Here is a 17,737-nt window from a genome sequence, read left to right as displayed (position 1 = left end):
TTAAGAAAAGATATTCATAAAAAAACGTAACACGTGGACAGATTTTTAAAATTCGTCAACATGTTACGTTAATATAAATTAAAACGATTTAAGTCTTACTTAAGCGCTTTTTTTGCTTCGTTTTTTGATAAATCGATTACAATAGGGGTAGAGATACATAGTGATGAATACGTACCAATAATACGGCCAATCAATAAGGCAAAAATAAACCCTCTAATACTATCACCTCCAAAGATGAAGATTACCAAGAGCACAAAGAATACCGTTAATGAAGTTAAGATGGTACGACTTAATGTACTATTTAAGGCAAAGTTGATTAATGTATTACGTTCTTCACCATAAACATCTACTTTTCCAGTTTCACCTAATTTCTCACGGATACGATCGAACACAACAACCGTTTCTGTCATCGTGTAGCCCATTACCGTTAAAATAGCGGCTATAAAATCTTGACCAATTTCTAGCGAGAACGGTAAAACGCCATCTAAAATGGTATAGAACGATAACACTAGAAGTACGTCGTGGAATAATGCAATTACTGCACCCAAACCATATTGCCATTTTCTAAAACGAACCAAGATGTAAATAAACATCACGATACATGAGAATAAAATAGCTCCGTAGGCTCCGTAAACAATATCACTAGCCACAATTGGCGTTACTTTTGCACCACCTTGATGTGTGTATTTTACTCCTGTACTAGCTAAACCTTTATTTAAAGCATCTTCTACAAGTTTATCAGCAGTTTCTGCTTGATCTAAAATGTGGTAAGTAGTGGTGATTTTTAATTCACTTGCCGAGCCAGCAGTTACCACTTGAGTTTCTTCTTCTGCTCCGAAAACAGTTTCTAATTTGCTTTTTACGTCTTCGGTATTCATCGCTTTATCGAAGTGAACAATGTATGTTCTACCCCCCTTAAAGTCGATTCCAAGATTTAATCCGCCGTTTTTAACATAGAAACCAATACCTAAAACAATAATTGCAGTAGAAATACCATAGTATAGTTTTCTATGACCAACAAAGTTGAAGGCAATGTTTTTGAAAGCATTTCTTGTTACGCTATTATCGAAAGAAATAGTTACTTTCTTTGCTAATAAGCCTTCGAATACTAAACGAGAAATTAGTACAGCAGCAAATAATGAAGTTGCGATACCCACACATAATGTGGTTGCAAAACCTTGTACCGGACCAGTACCAAACACAAACAAGATAATACCTAAGATAAAAATGGTAACGTTCGAGTCGATAATAGATGACATGGCATGTTTAAAACCTTCTTTAATTGCGGCAGCCGTATTTTTTCCATGCGAGAGTTCTTCTCTAACGCGTTCAAAGATTAGAATGTTCGCATCAACCGATAAACCAATGGTTAATACGATACCTGCAATACCTGGTAGGGTTAACACAGCTCCAAAGGCAGCTAGAACTCCCATAATAAAGAAGACATTAATTACCAATGCTAAATTGGCAACCCATCCTGCTTTATTGTAATATAGTGCCATAAACACTAAGATTACGATAAATGCAATTACGAAAGAAGATAAACCACTGTCAATTGCTTCTTGACCTAATGATGGACCAACTACGAAATCGGAAACGATACGTGCAGGAGCAGGTAATTTACCCGCTTTTAAAATGTTCGCTAAATCTTTAGTGTCTTCTAGCGTAAAACTACCCGAGATAGAAGAAACACCATTTGGAATTTCATTCTGAACAGTAGGAGCAGAATAAACTGTATTATCTAATACAATAGCGATTGCTTTTTTATTTTGAGGATCTGCAGCAGCTTCCGCAGTAATCTTTTTCCACTTCTGAGCACCATCGCTTGTCATGTACATGGTTACTTCTGGCTGATTTTTCTGATCGTAGCTTTGTAAAGCGTTAGAAACAGCATCACCACCTAAAGCAGGTCGGCCATCTAGTGAAGTTACCTTAATGGCATACAATTCAAAAATCTTTGAATCCGTCATCGGTTTAAGGCTCCACATAAATTTCATTGTGCTTGGTATAAGCGGCTTAATTTCTGGTCTTGCAAATAAAGCATTTACTTTAGCAGTATCTTTCTGGCTACTCCATGCAACTACTGGCCCTGGGCGCAAAGCTTGCTGACCATTTTCTGCTTGATAAGTAGGGATACTTAAAATGCTAAATAAAGGATTGTTTTTAAGTGCATCTTTTTTAGCTGCAGTAGTATCCTTTGCTGCCTTTGCATTGGTAAGGCCAGCTAATTTACCCTCTTTCTTAGTGGTATCCGCTGTTGCAGGTGTACTAGTGGTATCTTTAACCGTTAAGGCTAAAGTTTTATTTATGTTTTCTAAAATACCAACTACTTCTTGGTTTTGATAAACTTGCCAAAACTGTAATTCTGCAGAACCTTGTAATAGTTTACGGATACGAAGTTTGTCTTGAACGCCCGGCATCTCAATAAAGATCCTGTTTGAACCTTCTTGTTTTTGCATGTTCGGACTAACCACTCCGAAACCATCGATACGACTACGTAAAATGGTGAATGAACGATCTACTGCACTATTTGCTTCTTTACTTAAGAAATTTCTTACATCAGCGTTGCTAGCATTTGCTTTTAACTGTTGAGCGTTTTCTTGTGTAGAGAAAAAGTCGGCTAATTTTCCGGTAGGATTAAGTTTTTCATATTCACTTACAAATAGACCGATAAAATCTTTTCCACCAGCATTCATTTGAACCTGAGCATTTGTTAATGCTTGATTAAAATTTGGATCTGTTGGGTTGTTCGCTAACGATTTGGTTAACTCTGCTAGAGAGATTTCCATGGTAACGTTCATTCCTCCTTTTAAGTCAAGACCAAGGTTAATTTCTTTTCCTTTTACTTGTTGATACGTTAAACCAAGTCCTGGGTATACCGGAACGGTAGCCATCGAATCTAAATATGCTTTTTCCTTAACCAAATCGCCTTTGGCAAACTCTTTGGCTTTCTTTTCTACGCTATATGTAACTAGATTAAACGAGAGTGAATAGAGACAGACAATACCTAAAAGTATTGCCATAAATTTAATAAAACCTTTACCTTGCATTTGTTTGTAAATTATTTTTTCTATAGTATGCTGTTTTTAAACAAGTCGGCAAATCTAATTATTTTTTTAAATAATAAGACGTGTTATTGTAATTTTATAATTATATCCGTTCCAGTGTGGAAAAAGTGTAAGCTACATTATTTTTTTCATCTGCTGGAAAAGTAATCGAATTGATTTCTTTCCAAGCAGTTGGATGTAAGACCGGGAAAAAAGCATCGGCATCATATTTGCCATGTACCCGAGTTAAATGTATACGTGAAGTAAAGGGCAATGCCTGTTCATAAATTTCAGCCCCACCAATAATAAATGCTTCTTCATTCTCTTTACATAGGGCAATTGCGGCAGCTAAACTCGTTACTACTTCAGCGCCTTCAATTACTAAATCAGCATTTCTAGTAATTACGATACTTCTTCGATTAGGAAGAGGTTTGCCTATCGAATCATAAGTTTTGCGACCCATAATTATGGTGTTGCCAGTAGTAATCTCCTTAAAATGTTTAAGATCTGCAGGTAAATGCCAAAGCAATTGATTGTTTTTACCAATGGCATTGTTTTCGGAAATGGCGACGATGATGGATAATTTGTTCATTGGTTCATTGGTCAAGTTAGTTTATCCAATGTATTTGATGCATGCATTTAGCATAATGTGTATTTTTTCTAGTTTATCAAACATTCTTGTAAATTGGATTTCAGTAATTAAATTTCTGTTTCTAGATTTCCTTAAAAAGGATTTCACTTCTAATACGGACCCCTGCTGTAATAGCAAAAATTTTTATTTTCTTTATAGTGAAATCGTCCATATCCTTCAGCAATATTTGCGCTAATTGAATCAGCTGCTCTACAAATTTGCTTACCAATGGTATCTTTAGCACAGAAATCCCAGCTCATAGTAATTTCCCTATTTCATTTGAAAAAAGATTCACAAAGCATATAAACTTCTAAATCTTCAATTTTGTTGTAGTTCATATCTTTATTTTAATAATTTAAATCTGCTTTTAGGGATGATTTAACTTACTTAATACAAAATGAACTAATGAACTAATGAACTATACCGCCACAACCCCTTTAATATGCGGATGCGGATCGTAATCTTCCAGCGTAAAATCTTCGAATTTAAAATCGAAAATATTTTTTACCGCTGAATTAATCTTCATTTTTGGCAAGGTCTTCGTATCCCTACTTAATTGTAATTTTGCCTGTTCGATATGGTTGTTATACAAATGGGCATCACCAAGGGTATGCACAAAATCGCCATACTCTAAATCACAAACTTGTGCTACCATCATGGTTAACAAGGCATAAGAAGCAATATTAAAAGGTACGCCTAAAAATATATCCGCACTACGCTGGTACAATTGGCAACTTAGTTTACCATCGGCCACATAAAATTGAAAAAACGCATGGCAAGGTGGAAGCGCCATATTTTCAATTTCTGCAACATTCCAGGCCGAAACAATTATTCTACGCGAATCAGGGTTATTCTTTATCGTATTGATGACTTGCGTAATCTGATCAATTGTTTCTCCATTCGGTTTAGGCCATGAGCGCCATTGTGCGCCATAAACTGGACCTAAATTTCCATCTTCATCTGCCCACTCATCCCAAATTCGCACTCCATTATCTTTTAGGTATTTAATATTGGTATCACCACTTAAAAACCAGATCAATTCGTGTACAATCGATTTTAGGTGCAATTTTTTAGTGGTTACCATCGGAAAACCATCTTGTAGATTAAATCGCATTTGATACCCAAAAACACTAAGGGTTCCAGTACCTGTACGATCATGTTTTTGAGTGCCTTCATCAAGCACATGCTGCATTAAATCTAAATATTGTTTCATTCGTTTTTTATTTTTTTTTGGTCGAATGGAGCTTATATCGTTAAAAATAATTACTCTTTTTGGTTTTAGTAATTATTTTTTTACCCTTGAGGGTTCATTTTTATTTCTCTATTGCAAAACTAAAAATTTAAATAATCTTTAAGCTGTTCCTTTTTCCACATTATGCAATTTTTTCAATCCGAGAAAATTAAATTAGATTTGAACAACATTTTAGCCTTTTTACATGTCTAAAAAAACTCCCATACTTATCGTTTTATTTTTTATCGCTTATCATGCATTCGGTCAATCTACACAAGCCCTAAGATTATCGGATGCCGCTATTGCATTAACGAGTCAAAAAGTAGTTTATGATCCTGCATATTTTACTATCCCTTATCCTAATGGCGATGTACCAACCGGAAAAGGCGTGTGTACGGATGTGGTTATAAGAGCTTACAGAAAGGGTTTAGGAATTGATTTGCAAAAGGAAGTACACCTCGATATGAAGTCAAATTTTAAGCTTTATCCTAAAAACTGGGGGCGAAAAACTACCGATCGAAATATTGATCATCGTAGGGTTTATAATTTAATGGTTTTCTTTAAACGAAAGGGTGAGGTTAAAGCCATAACTAAAAATTCGGCCGACTATCAACCTGGAGATCTAGTTTGTTGGAATTTAGGTGGAAATGTATCGCACATAGGAATGGTTGTAAATAAGAAATCTTCCAAAGGTGAGCGCTATTTAATTGTTCATAATATTGGGGGTGGACAAGTAATCGAAGATTGTTTGTTTGCTTGGAAAATCATCGGTCATTATAAATACAAAGTTTAAGATGTTAACGTTTGCAAATGCTAAGATTAATTTAGGGTTAAATCTGATTGAAAAAAGACCTGATGGTTACCATAACCTAGAGACTGTTTTTTACCCTATAAAGATAATGGACGCTATAGAATTGGTAGATGCCAACGAAACAAGTTGTATCACCAAAGGTATAGCCATTCCTGGTGATGTGGGAGAGAACATTTGCTTCAAGGCCTTTCGCCAACTTCAACTCGATTTTAATTTGCCTCACCAGCAAATTGTATTGTTAAAAAATATTCCAATAGGGGCTGGCTTGGGCGGTGGATCGGCCGATGCGGCATTTTTAATTAAATTAGTTAACGAAAAATTTAAACTTGGTTTAACACTTGCTCAAATGCAAGATCATGCCAGGAAACTAGGTGCAGATTGTGCATTTTTTATCGAAAATAAACCGGTTTATGCTTTTGCAAAGGGGGATGAATTTGAGGATATAGAAATTAACCTATCTAACTATTTTATAGTATTGGTTAAGCCCCCTGTTCATGTTTCAACGGCAATGGCTTATGCTAACGTAAAAGTTAAGGAAAACTCGATTTCCCTCAAAAAATTGATACATTTGCCCTTGAAAGAGTGGGAAACTACGATTTTTAACGATTTTGAGCCTTCGGTTTTTGCCAAATACCCGCAAATTGACGAAATAAAAACAAAGCTTTATGCTGCAGGTGCTACATTTGCATTAATGTGCGGAAGCGGATCTTCCGTTTTTGCAATTTTTGAAAAACCTGTTCAGCTACCGGAATTGGAAAAGGAGAATTTGGTTTTTTACGATGTTTAGTCTTGAAGTCCGAAAGACCAGAAGTCCAAAGTTTAAGCGCCCAGTCTAACTACTAATAAATGGAAATAAACCTCATCCGCAACAGCGGGAAATTTAATTTTGAAGCGAGTAACGAAACGGGCTTTACCGTAGAACTGGATGCAAAACCTGCCATTGGAGGAGAGGGGAAGGGCTTTAGACCTATGGAAATGATGTTGGTAGGCCTAGGGGGATGCAGTGGTATAGATGTGGTTAATGTGTTAACTAAACAGAAAGAGCCGCTAAACGACATTAAAATAAACATTAAAGCAACCCGAAGAGAGGAAGAAGTGCCTCCGATTTTTGATGTAATCGATATTCATTTCGATTTATTTGGAGAATTGAATACCGCAAAAGTCGAACGCGCATTACAAATGACTTTTGATAAATATTGCTCAGTAGCAAACATTTTAAGTCGCTCAGCAACGATAAATTTTACTTATAAAATAAATAGTATCAAGTAACAAGTATCGAGTAGCAAGGAATATAATCTTAATACTCGATGCCCACGCTTGATACTTGATACTCACATCTTGATATTAAATAACATGTCCGAAAATTTTGAAACCATCGCTATCCGTACCCAACTAGAAAGAAGTGGCCATAAAGAACACTCAACGCCTATCTACTTAACTTCGAGTTATAAATTTGATGATGCAGAAGAAATGCGTGCCTTATTTGCGAATGAAAAGGAGGGAAATGTGTATAGCCGTTATTCTAATCCAAACACCTCTGAGTTTATAGAGAAAATGTGTTTATTAGAAGGGGCAGAAGATGGATTTGCAACCGCAACAGGTATGGCTTCTATTTTTACAGTATTTGGCGCCTTTCTTAAAAGCGGTGATCACATCGTCTCTAGTCGCTCAGTTTTTGGCTCTACCCATCAACTCTTAACCAATGTTTTTTCTAAATGGGGTATTACGTTCGATTATGCAGATTTAGATAAACCACAAGATTGGGAAGGTTTGGTTAAAAAGAATACTAAAATCATTTTCGTAGAAACCCCGTCTAATCCAGGAATTGATATTATAGATTTAGAGTTTTTAGCAGGCTTAGCAAAAAAACACAAGGTTTTATTAGTGGTTGATAATTGCTTTGCAACTCCCTATCTGCAGCAACCCATTAAATTGGGTGCAGATATTTCTATTCATTCGGCAACAAAATACATCGATGGGCAAGGACGTGTGCTAGGTGGTATAATCTTAGGAAGCAAGAAGTTAATCACCGAAGCTATGACATTTGCTCGGCACAGTGGACCGTCATTGTCGCCTTTTAATGCTTGGATTTTATCCAAGAGCTTAGAAACATTAGCGATTCGGATGGATCGCCATTGCGAAAATGCTTTAAAAGTTGCCCAATATTTAGAAAAACATCCTAAAATAAAATTGGTAAAATATCCATTCTTGCCCTCTCATCCTCAACATGCGATTGCTAAAAAGCAGATGAAACAGGGGGGGGGAATTGTAACAATTGTTGTTGATGGGGGAGTAGAAGGTGCACGTAAATTTATGGATGGACTAAAAATGTTTTCGATCTCAGCAAATCTAGCCGACACGCGTTCTATTGCCACTCATCCGGCTACAAGTACGCATTCGAAATTAACCGAAGAGCAACGTATGCAGGTTGGGATTGAACAAGGCTCTGTACGCTTATCAATTGGATTAGAGCATATTGATGATATTTTGAAGGATATTGAAGGGGCGTTGGGAAATTAGTTCATTAACTCAGAACTAAAGGTTCATTTTGTTATTTAAAGACGGAATAGTATTTTTATTTTAGAAATGTATTATGGGCAAAAATAAAACAGAAGAAACCAACCATAACGTTATTGAGTTTATCAATACATTCGCCAATACACCTCAAAAGTGTAACGATGGCATGGCTTTACTGGCACTAATGCAAAAGGTATCTGGCTATGCGCCAAAAATGTGGGGGCCTTCTATTGTTGGCTTTGGAAGTTATCACTACAAATATGCGAGTGGGCACGAAGGTGATGCTCCTCTACTGGGTTTTTCGCCTCGCAAAGCAGCTATTTCTTTATATGTGTATACAGGCTTGCCAGAGCACGAGTGGTTATTAAAAGACTTAGGTAAGTTTAAAATGGGAAAAGCGTGTATTTATGCAAATAAATTAAGTGACATAAATGAGCAGGCGCTGATTAACTTAATGCAAACCACGCTCAAGTTCATGAAATCAAAATACAACGATTCAAAGCGAGTGAGCTAGTCTTTAATTAAAAAATCAACTATATGGCAACTACAAATACCTATTTAAATTTTAATGGAAATTGCGAGGAAGCATTTACTTTTTACAAATCAGTTTTCGGAGGTGAATTTAATTACATCGGCCGCTTTAACGAAATGCCTCCAAAAGAAGGACAGGCTATGCCAGAAGAGATGGGCAAGCTAATTATGCATGTTTCACTTCCTATAGGCACTTCTATTTTAATGGGAAGTGATACCGGAGGCGAATGGGCTTCCAGCTTTAAACAAGGTAATAATTTTTCAGTTTCGATTACTGCAGAAAGCAAAGAAGAAGCCGATCGCTTATTTGCTGGCTTAGGTGATGGTGGAAATATAACTATGCCACTGAACGAAACCTTTTGGGGCGATTACTTTGGTATGTTAACCGATAAATTTGGGATTGGTTGGATGATGAGTTTTAATAAAAACACTTAACTAATATAATCCCTATCCTCATCGCTTAACCCAGACTTGTTTTCGTTTGCTGGATACCCTTTTTCGATCTCTGTATCGTAACTGCTTAAGGTTTTTCTTGGGCGACCAACGATAAATCCTAAAATAAATCCTATTAGCACACAAATTCCAATTACCACCAGCTTAGAAACTGAGACCGGATCGCCAATAAGAAAATCAAATTCTACGGCATCGCTATTTACAGTTAAAAAAATGGTTAGCAGCGCAGTCATTATAATTACAAGTATGGTTTTTGGTTTCATAATGTTGAAATTAAAAACTGTAGTTAAAAATTACCTCTAAGATAGGACTTTGGTGATAAGTTTGGTTTACAAAAATCATCCTTGCACCGAAATCTACTAAAGGTTGGTAACGCAGTAAGTTCATACTACTACGCAATTCGAAGCCAAAAGTTTTAGGTTGAGCTAAATTAGTTTGTTTTATAATGTTTTCGTAGTGACTAAAAACTCCACCACGTATGTTTCTAATGTAAGCTAGTGGGCCAATTTCTATATCAGGAAAGGCAATTGGGAACTTGTAATTCAATAACAAAGAATTTTGCAGTTCACTCCTTGCTTTTATTTGTCCATAACCGTAAACGGTTGCAATTTCGGTATTGGCATTCAATACGCCCGTTGCATTTTGATAACTGAAACCAATAGCAAGCATGTGGTTCTTGGCAAGACCAGGGAAATAAAACCCGCTTTCGAAAGCAAATAATTTTCCTTTATATCGGTTGTCGAACGGTTGATGGAAATATTTTACACTAAAGGTTTGAGCAAATCTTGGCGCGATATCACGTTCAGCGGCCCGCAAAGTGTGAGAAAAGCCAATTTGGTAATTCAATGGAAAGCGGATACTGCTAGCAATAACCTTAGCGTCTGCCGCACGCAGATCTCTTTCGGTATAACTGGTTCCGATATCAGCCGCAAAACTATAATTATGGTTAAAGCGATTGACACTTAAGGGCAAACTTGCTTTAATGTTAATATAATTTTCTCTCCATTCGGCACGTGTAATTTGTGTTGCATTTTTTAGTTTATACGAAAATGCTTGCGGACTATTCCGATAGGCCACACTAAAAATAGGATAGAGTGCTTTATACGTGAGACCCGCCTTGTATTCAAATTTTCTTAAATCGCTATCGTAGATTACGCCAGTATACAAATCGAAGGTGCTTAACAAATCATTCGACTTCAATAGCAGGCCCGGATTATCTTCATCATCAATAGCTGGACTTAAACTATGGAAATTAAAAAGATGCGCTAAGGGTCGATAAGGTTTTGATTCTAAAACCTCGGTAGGGATATTAGTGAAAACATTACCCGTTTGCTCTTGATCTTTAGCCTCTTGTCCGAAGAAAACAAATCCATTAGGCTGAATTTCTTTTGAAGTAATGGGAGTTTCAACAATATCGTAGCCCGTTAAATTGTAATCGTTAAACAATATGTTTTTTCCATCTTCAGTTAAACCAGCGTTAAAAGCGCCGTATTTAGAGGCGCTCAGTGCGATTATCTTTGAAGATTGAGGGTCTATGCTGTAAATGTTGTCAATTCCATTTAAATGGGCGTTAAAAATGATTTGATTGTCATTAAATACAGGTCTACCTAATTGTTGCTGCGTTTCGTTAATTAGTTTGCGCGGTTCGTCTATTCCACTCTTTAACCATAATGCCTTTCCAGACTCGCTTACACTTAGCCAGGTAAGTTTAGAACCATCCGCATTTAAAGCGGGGCTTTGAAGCATCAGGTTATCTTTATTGGGGTAGGTATCGATTATGCTTCCATTTTGTATATCGAGCATAACCAGGTTAACCCGATTGCTTAAATCGATGTTAACCACGACCAATTTTTTCCCATCTGCCGATAGGCTAGGGGAGAAGAGCCGAGTTTTAAATGTAAGTTGAGTTTTTTTCTTAGTGATAAAATTGTAGCTACAAATTACGCTATAGCTCCGTTGTTTATAGCGCGGATCGAATCGAATCTCATCCCACACCAACAGGTTGTTCGCATAGCTGAACCAAGGTTGCTCTTGATAGGCGATGGAAAAGAGCTTTTTTTCATTTTTGTTTTGGTCTACCAACACAAAAGTAGGAGGGAAGGCTTTGCTGTATTTTAGCGACAAAATTTGTCCCTCTTTAAATGCTGTAGGTAAAAAGTAGCTGGTCGAGAATTTAGCTTCTTTGTTCAATGGCGAGTATTTTTCGCTCTTGTTCGCTTTGTCTTGGGTTAACCATTCGTTTTTAAACTGCGCTACACTGTGTTTATACCATTGGTTGGTGTTTTTTCCTGTTATTTTTTTCAAGGTTCTGGAAAATGGATAGAATCGGATTGGTCGTTTATGGATATCGCTAAGCAAACTATCTACACTTCCTTTTCCAAATTCTTTTCTAAGTTGAGAAGTGAGGAGGTACCCGAGTTGGTAATAGCCTGGCGTTTGATCTTTGCTCGATCCAAAATATGCTTTTGAATAAGAAAAAATTTTATCGTTTAAGAGTGAAGTTCGGAAAGGCATAATCCATGAAGGCTGTCTTCCGCGACCAGCATTGGTTAACGAAGTTTCGGTGCTTACGGCATCGCCTTCAATAAACCAAGTGGGAACACTTATTCCTAAATAGGCGAAATAAATTTCCTCAGGAAAAGGGTAGGCTTGGGTGCCCGTTAATTTGTCGAATTGAGCCACATGTCTGAGCTCATGAACAGCCAGGTTATTTAGCCAATCTTGACTGTCGAATTGCTGCGGTGGAGTAGCGTAAAATTGCGACTTCTTTGGAGCCAATTGAACGAAGCCATTTGCCATGGTTCCACGGTTCTGAAACAAAACTGGAATGACCGTATTTTGTTGGCGAAGAGACCGCCCAACTAATGGGTAGATTTTAGGTAGCGTATTGCCCATTCGTTGCGCTTCTTTTTCGAGTTCTGTAGGGTAAATGATTTTAAAACCCGAAACATTAATTTGCCGAAATTTTACACTAAGTGGGTTTTGTTCGGTATCGAAAATCTGTCCAAAACCACTAAATGAAGTAAAAGTTGATATAAATAAAATTAATATGTTGATTTTCAATTTATTATGTGATAAATTTAATGTCATTTAAATGCTTTGCTAAAATTGTTAGTTTTTTAAAGTATTGCTATCTTTTTTTACTTTAAATTATAGGTTAGCTAAAAGTGTATAATTAATTGATAAATAATTAATTATTATATCTTAATTAAAACGATAAAAACTATTATTTTTTATTTTAATTTGCTTTTTTTGGCCCCCATTTCTTCATTTTCATAAGATTAAATCTTAGCCTTAAACGCATCGGTTAAGATACACTTATTATCTGTTATTTTTTCAAAAATAAATCACAAAAAAAATAAAATGTATATATTTTTGGCAGTTGCTATTTCTTTAAAGCCTTGCTCCTACTCCATTAAAATTGTTAAAAATGGATGCCTCTTTGTCGTAAAAAGCTAAGCCAAATCGTTACAACAAAAGGCGGTAAAATGTGTGGTTTTAATGGTGAAATGAAGGTTGAAAATCGATCTTAATTCTACGAATTATTTTTCCTTTTTTTGTAGATGGGATATAAGAAAACAGCCCCTAAAATTAGCGTTGATCCAAGGTAAAATCCTCCTGTCATTTGCTCTTTACTACCAAAAAATACGAAGGCTAAAATGATACCGTATACAGGTTCTAAATTGGTAATTAAGGCCACTCTAAAAGCCGATAAGGTTCGCATCACACCCACCCCGGCAACATACGCTAAAGCGGTGCAAATAGTGCCCAAAATCATTAAGTAAAACCAATCCATTAACGAGAGATTAAACGTTTCGGTGGCGAAGCTTGAATCAAATAAACGGTAAATGGTAATCCAAAAAAATGCACCCGAAAGTTCATAAAAACCGATGATGCTAGGTTCGGTTTTCTGAACCAAAGTAGAATTAATTGTCGAAAATAAGCTTGCTGCAAGGGCAGACGAAAGTCCGAAAATAATGCCTAATGTATAGCTAGATTCGAATTTAAAAATGAGATAAATGCCAGCAATAATAACCAGGCCAATAGCTATATCACCTTTTGAAATCGTTTGCTTCTTAATTAAAGGTTCTAAAATGGATATAAACAAGGTTACCGATGATAAACAAATCAAGCTTACCGATACATTGGCCACCTTTATGGCATGAAAAAAGAAAATCCAATGGATGGCTACAATACTTCCAGTGAAAAAGAACTGCAAAAACTGTGTTTTACTTATTTTGATGTTTGTTTTGCTCCATAAAAAGTAAGCAAATAAGCTTACACTGGCGATTAAAACTCTATACCAAACCATCTGAACAGCATTTATAGTGATTAACGCACCTAGAATGCCAGTAAACCCCCAAATAAACACTGTTAGATGGAGTATAATTAAGTTCTTACGTTGGAGCTTATCCATTATTTTGGGGCTCGCCTAAGGAGATAAAAGCCTAAAACTCCAAAAAAGATCGTCGGTAAAAGTATGGCTGCCAATGGAGGCAAGCCGCCTTTGGTAGAAAACATTTTGGCAAATTGATTAAATACAATGTACGTAAAGCTTAAAAATATACCTATTCCTAGAGGTAAGCCTACGCCTCCTCTAACCTTTCTAGAAGAGAGTGCAACACCAATTAAAGTAAGCACAAAGGCCGATAAAGGCTGTAGCCAGCGTTTATATTGTTCAAATAGAAGGTCGTTCATTACACCAGAACCCCTGATTTTCTCTTTAGAAATTTTTTCTGATAATTCCCTGTTGCTTAAACTCTCGAAAATGTTTCCATAAGCTGAGAAATCATCTGGCCGCATATCTAGGGTAGTATCTTTTGGCACTAAAGGCTCGTAGGTCATTTTTTCCTTCAAACCATCAATATTTCTTACCGAGTAGTCTGATATAGTCCATTTTCGCTTCAAAGAATCCCACTTAATGGTGTTGGCCTGTAATTGCTTACGAAGCTCATCGCCTTTAAATTTATTGAGTGTAAATTGATAGCCTACGCTTGTTTTATTATCGAATCTATCAATAAAAATGTAGGTATTGCTATCCAATTTCATGTGGATTTTTTCTTTCGTAAAGGCATCTTTTTTATTGACGACTTCATTCTCAAACTTATTCTTCACCCGGTTGGTGTAGGGGAGAACATAGAGGTTAGAAAGTAAATTTGCCGAAAAAATGATAAATGCCGAAATAAAATAAGGACGTAAAAACCGATTAAAACTAACACCCCCGCTTAAAATGGGTACAATTTCGGTTTGATCGGCCATTTTAGCCGTAAAGAAAATAACGGCAATAAAATTAATTAATGGTGATAGCATATTCACGTAAAAAGGAATAGATCCTGCGTAATATTGCGTGATCGTATCCCAAATCGTCATGTTGTTCTCCAGAAAATCATCCAGTTTCTCCGACAAATCAAAAATAACGATGATAATTACAAATAACACAAGGGTATATACAAAGGTACCCAGGTATTTGCCTATTATAAAGGCATCGATAATTTTTAGGCGCTTGCGGAAAAAATTCATTTATAATTTATTACCTAATATACCAACCATTTTGTTTTTCCAAGCGTAAAACTCGCCCGAAATAATCTTTTCTCTTGCTTCATTCACCAGCCATAAATAAAAATGGAGGTTGTGTAAGGTCGCAATTTGGGCACCAAGCATTTCTTTCGAATGCATTAAATGCCTTAAATAGGCTTTTGAATATACTTGATCCGCATAGAGGTCGCTTTCTGAGTCGATTGGAGAAAAATCATTTTCCCATTTTTTATTGGTAATGTTAATGATACCGTTTCGAGTAAAAAGCATTCCATTTCGAGCATTTCTAGTAGGCATTACACAATCGAACATATCTACACCTAACGCAATATTCTCGAGAATATTGATTGGCGTACCTACACCCATTAGGTATCTCGGCTTATCGGCAGGTAAAATATCGCAAACTACCTCCGTCATGGCATACATTTCCTCTGCAGGTTCGCCAACAGATAAACCGCCAATCGCATTTCCTTCCCTGTCCATGCTCGCAATAAATTCGGCCGATTTTACCCGTAAATCTTTATAAACCGAGCCCTGCACAATTGGAAATAGCGTTTGGTCGAAACCATACTTTGGGGTAGTGGTATCAAATCGATGGCAGCAACGCTTTAACCAACGATGTGTCATGTTAATCGAATTGGCCGCATAAGTGTAATCGCAGGGATAAGGAGTGCATTCGTCAAATGCCATAATAATATCGGCACCTATGGTGCGCTGTATATCCATTGCATATTCGGGCGTAAACAAATGCTTCGAACCGTCTATATGCGATCTAAAAGTAACGCCTTCTTCCTTGATTTTTCGAACTTTACTTAATGAGTATACCTGATAACCACCACTATCTGTTAATATCGGCCTATCCCACCCAATAAATTGATGTAAACCACCGGCAGGTTCGATAATGTCTAACCCGGGTCGAAGGTATAAATGATAGGTGTTTCCTAAAATAATTTGGGCATTAATATCGTTTTTTAGCTCGCGCTGATGTACGGCTTTAACCGTTCCCGCAGTGCCAACTGGCATAAAAATAGGGGTTTTTATATTGCCATGGGCTGTAGTAATTGTGCCAGCTCTAGCTTTAGATTGCAGGTCTTGTGCCTGTAAGGTAAATTCCATATATGTATAAATCGAGGCAAAAATATCCTTTTTTATCAACAAAATCACTTAAAATCGGATTAAAAATGAGAGATTTGCGGGATTTAGAAATACCAACGTGGAATTAACCCTCTTAGAAACCTGTCTGCTCGGCGCATTTGTTTTTTGCTTACTTGTACAACTTTATTTTAGTTTGTTTGTGCATTTAAAGTTAACTTCTGTAAAGATTGACGAGATTCCAGAAAGTGCTTTACATCCGATAAGCGTAATTATCTGCGCCCGAAATGAAGTTAAAAATTTGGAAAATTATTTACCTGTGATTTTAGCTCAAAATTATCCGAATTTCGAAGTTGTAGTCGTAAATGATCGATCTTGGGACGGTACATCGGATCTTTTAGAGCGTTTTTTGAAGAAATATGATAAACTAAAAGTTGTAACTGTTGCCGAAGGAGATAAATTTATTGCTGGGAAGAAATTCGCGGTAACCATGGGCATTAAAGCCGCCACGCACGAATGGCTTGTGTTTACAGATGCAGATTGTGTTCCTTCCTCTCCAAATTGGCTCATGGGAATGCAGCAGCCTAAAAATACCGATACTGAAATTATTTTAGGTTATTCACCTTATTTGAAGAAAAAAAGCCTTTTAAATTGCATTATTAGGATGGAAACCTTTTTTACAGCAGTAAATTATCTATCGTTTGCGTTAAAAGGGATGCCATATATGGGTATTGGAAGAAATATGGCCTATAAAAAATCGTTGTTTTTTAAGAATAAGGGCTTTGCAGCGCACATGCATATTCCCTCAGGAGATGATGATTTGTTTGTAAATGCGAATGCCAATTCTGGCAATACAGCAATTCGAATTCATAAAGACACACATATGTGGAGCGAGCCTAAGACTACATTTATGGCTTATATACGTCAAAAGAAACGCCATTATGGGGCGGGAAAACTTTATAAGGCAAAGCACAGAGTATTGCTTTCTATTCAATATATTTTTCAGTTATTATTTTATGGGTTTGGCGTAGCGTTGCTTTGTTTTAATGATACATTATATCTAGCACTGGGCATTTTTTTGCTGAGTATTGTGGTTAAGAGTTTTGTGTATATACGCCTGTTAAACCGACTTAATTATGGCGAACTAAAGTGGTGGTTCTGGATTTTGGAAATCATTTTAGCAATATTTTTAGTCATTAATGGTGTAGTTTCTATCTTTGTTAAGAAAGTGGCTTGGAAATAAATTGTATGTCTGAAATTAAACCTGATCTTATTTTAAAATATTTTCCTGCCATTAATGAGCGGCAGCTTGATCAATTTGAAAAATTATATGATTTATATAGTTTTTGGAATGCACAGATCAATGTAATTTCGCGCAAGGATATTGATGAGCTATATGAAAGGCATATTTTACACTCGTTGGGAATTGCTAAATTTTGTACGTTTAAAGCAGGGGAGAAAGTATTGGATGTCGGTACAGGTGGTGGTTTTCCGGGTATTCCACTAGCTATATTGTTTCCTGGAACTAAATTTCACTTGGTCGATTCGATTGGTAAGAAAATAAAGGTGGTAACAGAGGTTGCCGCTGCATTGGGGTTACAAAATGTAAAGGCGAGCCATTTAAGAGCCGAACAGATTACTGATAAGTATAATTTTATTGTCTCGAGAGCGGTTACGCGGTTGGTCGACTTCTATCCTTGGATAAGGGGTAAATTCGCTAAAGAGAACATTAATGCCATACAAAATGGGATTTTGTATTTAAAGGGCGGCGATTTAACTGAAGAAATTAAAGAATCAAAGCTGAAAGCAGAGTTGCATCCACTTTCAGCATATTTTGACGAGGCATTCTTTGAAACCAAATACGTGGTTTACATTCCTCAGTAATTTTT

17 protein-coding genes are annotated in these 17,737 nt (G+C 36.5%); 8 read left to right on the top strand and 9 right to left on the bottom strand.

Going from position 1 to position 17,737, the window contains the following annotated elements; all coding sequences use genetic code 11:
- Positions 1-95: 95 nt before the first annotated feature.
- The 4 genes from secDF to WG904_RS14065 form a co-directional block, all read right to left on the bottom strand.
- Positions 96-3,050, bottom strand: a complete 2,955-nt coding sequence (gene secDF / locus WG904_RS14080; RefSeq protein ID WP_339579964.1) for a protein translocase subunit SecDF — start codon at positions 3,048-3,050, stop codon at positions 96-98.
- Between the two features lie 100 nt (positions 3,051-3,150).
- A complete protein-coding gene (locus tag WG904_RS14075; protein WP_339579963.1) occupies positions 3,151-3,639 on the bottom strand; it encodes a dihydrofolate reductase in 489 nt (162 codons plus the stop codon).
- A 149-nt stretch (positions 3,640-3,788) separates the two neighbouring features.
- Positions 3,789-3,938, bottom strand: a complete 150-nt coding sequence (locus WG904_RS14070) for a four helix bundle protein (RefSeq protein ID WP_339579962.1) — start codon at positions 3,936-3,938, stop codon at positions 3,789-3,791.
- Positions 3,939-4,096: 158 nt separating this feature from the next.
- Positions 4,097-4,891 (bottom strand): thymidylate synthase, encoded by a 795-nt coding sequence (locus WG904_RS14065; RefSeq protein WP_339579961.1) that lies wholly within the window; start codon positions 4,889-4,891, stop codon positions 4,097-4,099.
- Positions 4,892-5,114: 223 nt separating this feature from the next.
- Here WG904_RS14065 and WG904_RS14060 point away from each other — a divergent pair, with 223 nt between their 5' ends.
- The 6 genes from WG904_RS14060 to WG904_RS14035 all read left to right on the top strand — a co-directional run bounded on the left by WG904_RS14060 (position 5,115) and on the right by WG904_RS14035 (position 9,203).
- On the top strand, positions 5,115-5,702 hold the full coding sequence (locus WG904_RS14060; RefSeq protein WP_339579960.1) for a DUF1287 domain-containing protein: 588 nt from the start codon (positions 5,115-5,117) through the stop codon (positions 5,700-5,702).
- Position 5,703: 1 nt separating this feature from the next.
- Positions 5,704-6,507 (top strand): 4-(cytidine 5'-diphospho)-2-C-methyl-D-erythritol kinase, encoded by an 804-nt coding sequence (ispE, locus tag WG904_RS14055; protein ID WP_339579959.1) that lies wholly within the window; start codon positions 5,704-5,706, stop codon positions 6,505-6,507.
- Positions 6,508-6,566: 59 nt separating this feature from the next.
- Positions 6,567-6,989, top strand: coding sequence for an OsmC family protein (locus WG904_RS14050; protein WP_339579958.1), 423 nt, complete (start codon positions 6,567-6,569; stop codon positions 6,987-6,989).
- A gap of 84 nt (positions 6,990-7,073) precedes the next feature.
- Positions 7,074-8,240, top strand: coding sequence for a trans-sulfuration enzyme family protein (locus WG904_RS14045; RefSeq protein WP_339579957.1), 1,167 nt, complete (start codon positions 7,074-7,076; stop codon positions 8,238-8,240).
- A gap of 73 nt (positions 8,241-8,313) precedes the next feature.
- On the top strand, positions 8,314-8,751 hold the full coding sequence (locus WG904_RS14040) for a DUF1801 domain-containing protein (RefSeq protein ID WP_339579956.1): 438 nt from the start codon (positions 8,314-8,316) through the stop codon (positions 8,749-8,751).
- A 23-nt stretch (positions 8,752-8,774) separates the two neighbouring features.
- Positions 8,775-9,203 (top strand): VOC family protein, encoded by a 429-nt coding sequence (locus tag WG904_RS14035; RefSeq protein ID WP_339579955.1) that lies wholly within the window; start codon positions 8,775-8,777, stop codon positions 9,201-9,203.
- Here the strand turns inward: WG904_RS14035 and WG904_RS14030 are convergent.
- The 5 genes from WG904_RS14030 to tgt all read right to left on the bottom strand — a co-directional run bounded on the left by WG904_RS14030 (position 9,200) and on the right by tgt (position 15,872).
- Complete coding sequence (locus WG904_RS14030; RefSeq protein ID WP_339579954.1) at positions 9,200-9,484, bottom strand: LapA family protein; 285 nt, start codon at positions 9,482-9,484, stop codon at positions 9,200-9,202. The two genes, WG904_RS14035 and WG904_RS14030, sit on opposite strands and share 4 nt — an antisense overlap.
- Positions 9,485-9,494: 10 nt before the next feature.
- On the bottom strand, positions 9,495-12,284 hold the full coding sequence (locus tag WG904_RS14025) for a TolB-like translocation protein (protein ID WP_339579953.1): 2,790 nt from the start codon (positions 12,282-12,284) through the stop codon (positions 9,495-9,497).
- A 472-nt stretch (positions 12,285-12,756) separates the two neighbouring features.
- Positions 12,757-13,638, bottom strand: coding sequence for a DMT family transporter (locus WG904_RS14020; RefSeq protein WP_339579952.1), 882 nt, complete (start codon positions 13,636-13,638; stop codon positions 12,757-12,759).
- Positions 13,638-14,741: an LptF/LptG family permease gene (locus tag WG904_RS14015; RefSeq protein WP_339579951.1), complete on the bottom strand. Its 1,104-nt coding sequence runs from the start codon at positions 14,739-14,741 to the stop codon at positions 13,638-13,640. Before WG904_RS14015 ends, WG904_RS14020 begins: the two co-directional genes overlap by 1 nt.
- The gene (gene tgt / locus WG904_RS14010; protein ID WP_339579950.1) at positions 14,742-15,872 is read right to left on the bottom strand and encodes a tRNA guanosine(34) transglycosylase Tgt; all 1,131 of its coding nucleotides are present in this window, start codon (positions 15,870-15,872) and stop codon (positions 14,742-14,744) included.
- A 97-nt stretch (positions 15,873-15,969) separates the two neighbouring features.
- Here tgt and WG904_RS14005 point away from each other — a divergent pair, with 97 nt between their 5' ends.
- Both WG904_RS14005 and rsmG read left to right on the top strand, forming a co-directional pair.
- A complete protein-coding gene (locus tag WG904_RS14005) occupies positions 15,970-17,091 on the top strand; it encodes a glycosyltransferase (protein ID WP_339579949.1) in 1,122 nt (373 codons plus the stop codon).
- Positions 17,092-17,096: 5 nt separating this feature from the next.
- Positions 17,097-17,732, top strand: a complete 636-nt coding sequence (rsmG, locus tag WG904_RS14000) for a 16S rRNA (guanine(527)-N(7))-methyltransferase RsmG (protein ID WP_339579948.1) — start codon at positions 17,097-17,099, stop codon at positions 17,730-17,732.
- Positions 17,733-17,737: the final 5 nt, after the last annotated feature.

Source organism: Pedobacter anseongensis (genome assembly GCF_037482965.1).
Lineage (GTDB): Bacteria > Bacteroidota > Bacteroidia > Sphingobacteriales > Sphingobacteriaceae > Pedobacter > Pedobacter anseongensis.
This window is presented reverse-complemented; position numbering and strand designations above follow the sequence as displayed.

Coding starts and splice junctions, on each gene's coding strand:
- WG904_RS14075 (WP_339579963.1), bottom strand. CDS start 3,639: ATGAACAAATTATCCATCATCGTCGCCATTTCCGAAAACAATGCCATT.
- ispE (WP_339579959.1), top strand. CDS start 5,704: ATGTTAACGTTTGCAAATGCTAAGATTAATTTAGGGTTAAATCTGATT.
- WG904_RS14050 (WP_339579958.1), top strand. CDS start 6,567: ATGGAAATAAACCTCATCCGCAACAGCGGGAAATTTAATTTTGAAGCG.
- WG904_RS14020 (WP_339579952.1), bottom strand. CDS start 13,638: ATGGATAAGCTCCAACGTAAGAACTTAATTATACTCCATCTAACAGTG.
- rsmG (WP_339579948.1), top strand. CDS start 17,097: ATGTCTGAAATTAAACCTGATCTTATTTTAAAATATTTTCCTGCCATT.
- WG904_RS14045 (WP_339579957.1), top strand. CDS start 7,074: ATGTCCGAAAATTTTGAAACCATCGCTATCCGTACCCAACTAGAAAGA.
- WG904_RS14070 (WP_339579962.1), bottom strand. CDS start 3,938: ATGAGCTGGGATTTCTGTGCTAAAGATACCATTGGTAAGCAAATTTGT.
- WG904_RS14030 (WP_339579954.1), bottom strand. CDS start 9,484: ATGAAACCAAAAACCATACTTGTAATTATAATGACTGCGCTGCTAACC.
- WG904_RS14060 (WP_339579960.1), top strand. CDS start 5,115: ATGTCTAAAAAAACTCCCATACTTATCGTTTTATTTTTTATCGCTTAT.
- WG904_RS14035 (WP_339579955.1), top strand. CDS start 8,775: ATGGCAACTACAAATACCTATTTAAATTTTAATGGAAATTGCGAGGAA.
- WG904_RS14065 (WP_339579961.1), bottom strand. CDS start 4,891: ATGAAACAATATTTAGATTTAATGCAGCATGTGCTTGATGAAGGCACT.
- WG904_RS14040 (WP_339579956.1), top strand. CDS start 8,314: ATGGGCAAAAATAAAACAGAAGAAACCAACCATAACGTTATTGAGTTT.
- tgt (WP_339579950.1), bottom strand. CDS start 15,872: ATGGAATTTACCTTACAGGCACAAGACCTGCAATCTAAAGCTAGAGCT.
- secDF (WP_339579964.1), bottom strand. CDS start 3,050: ATGCAAGGTAAAGGTTTTATTAAATTTATGGCAATACTTTTAGGTATT.
- WG904_RS14015 (WP_339579951.1), bottom strand. CDS start 14,741: ATGAATTTTTTCCGCAAGCGCCTAAAAATTATCGATGCCTTTATAATA.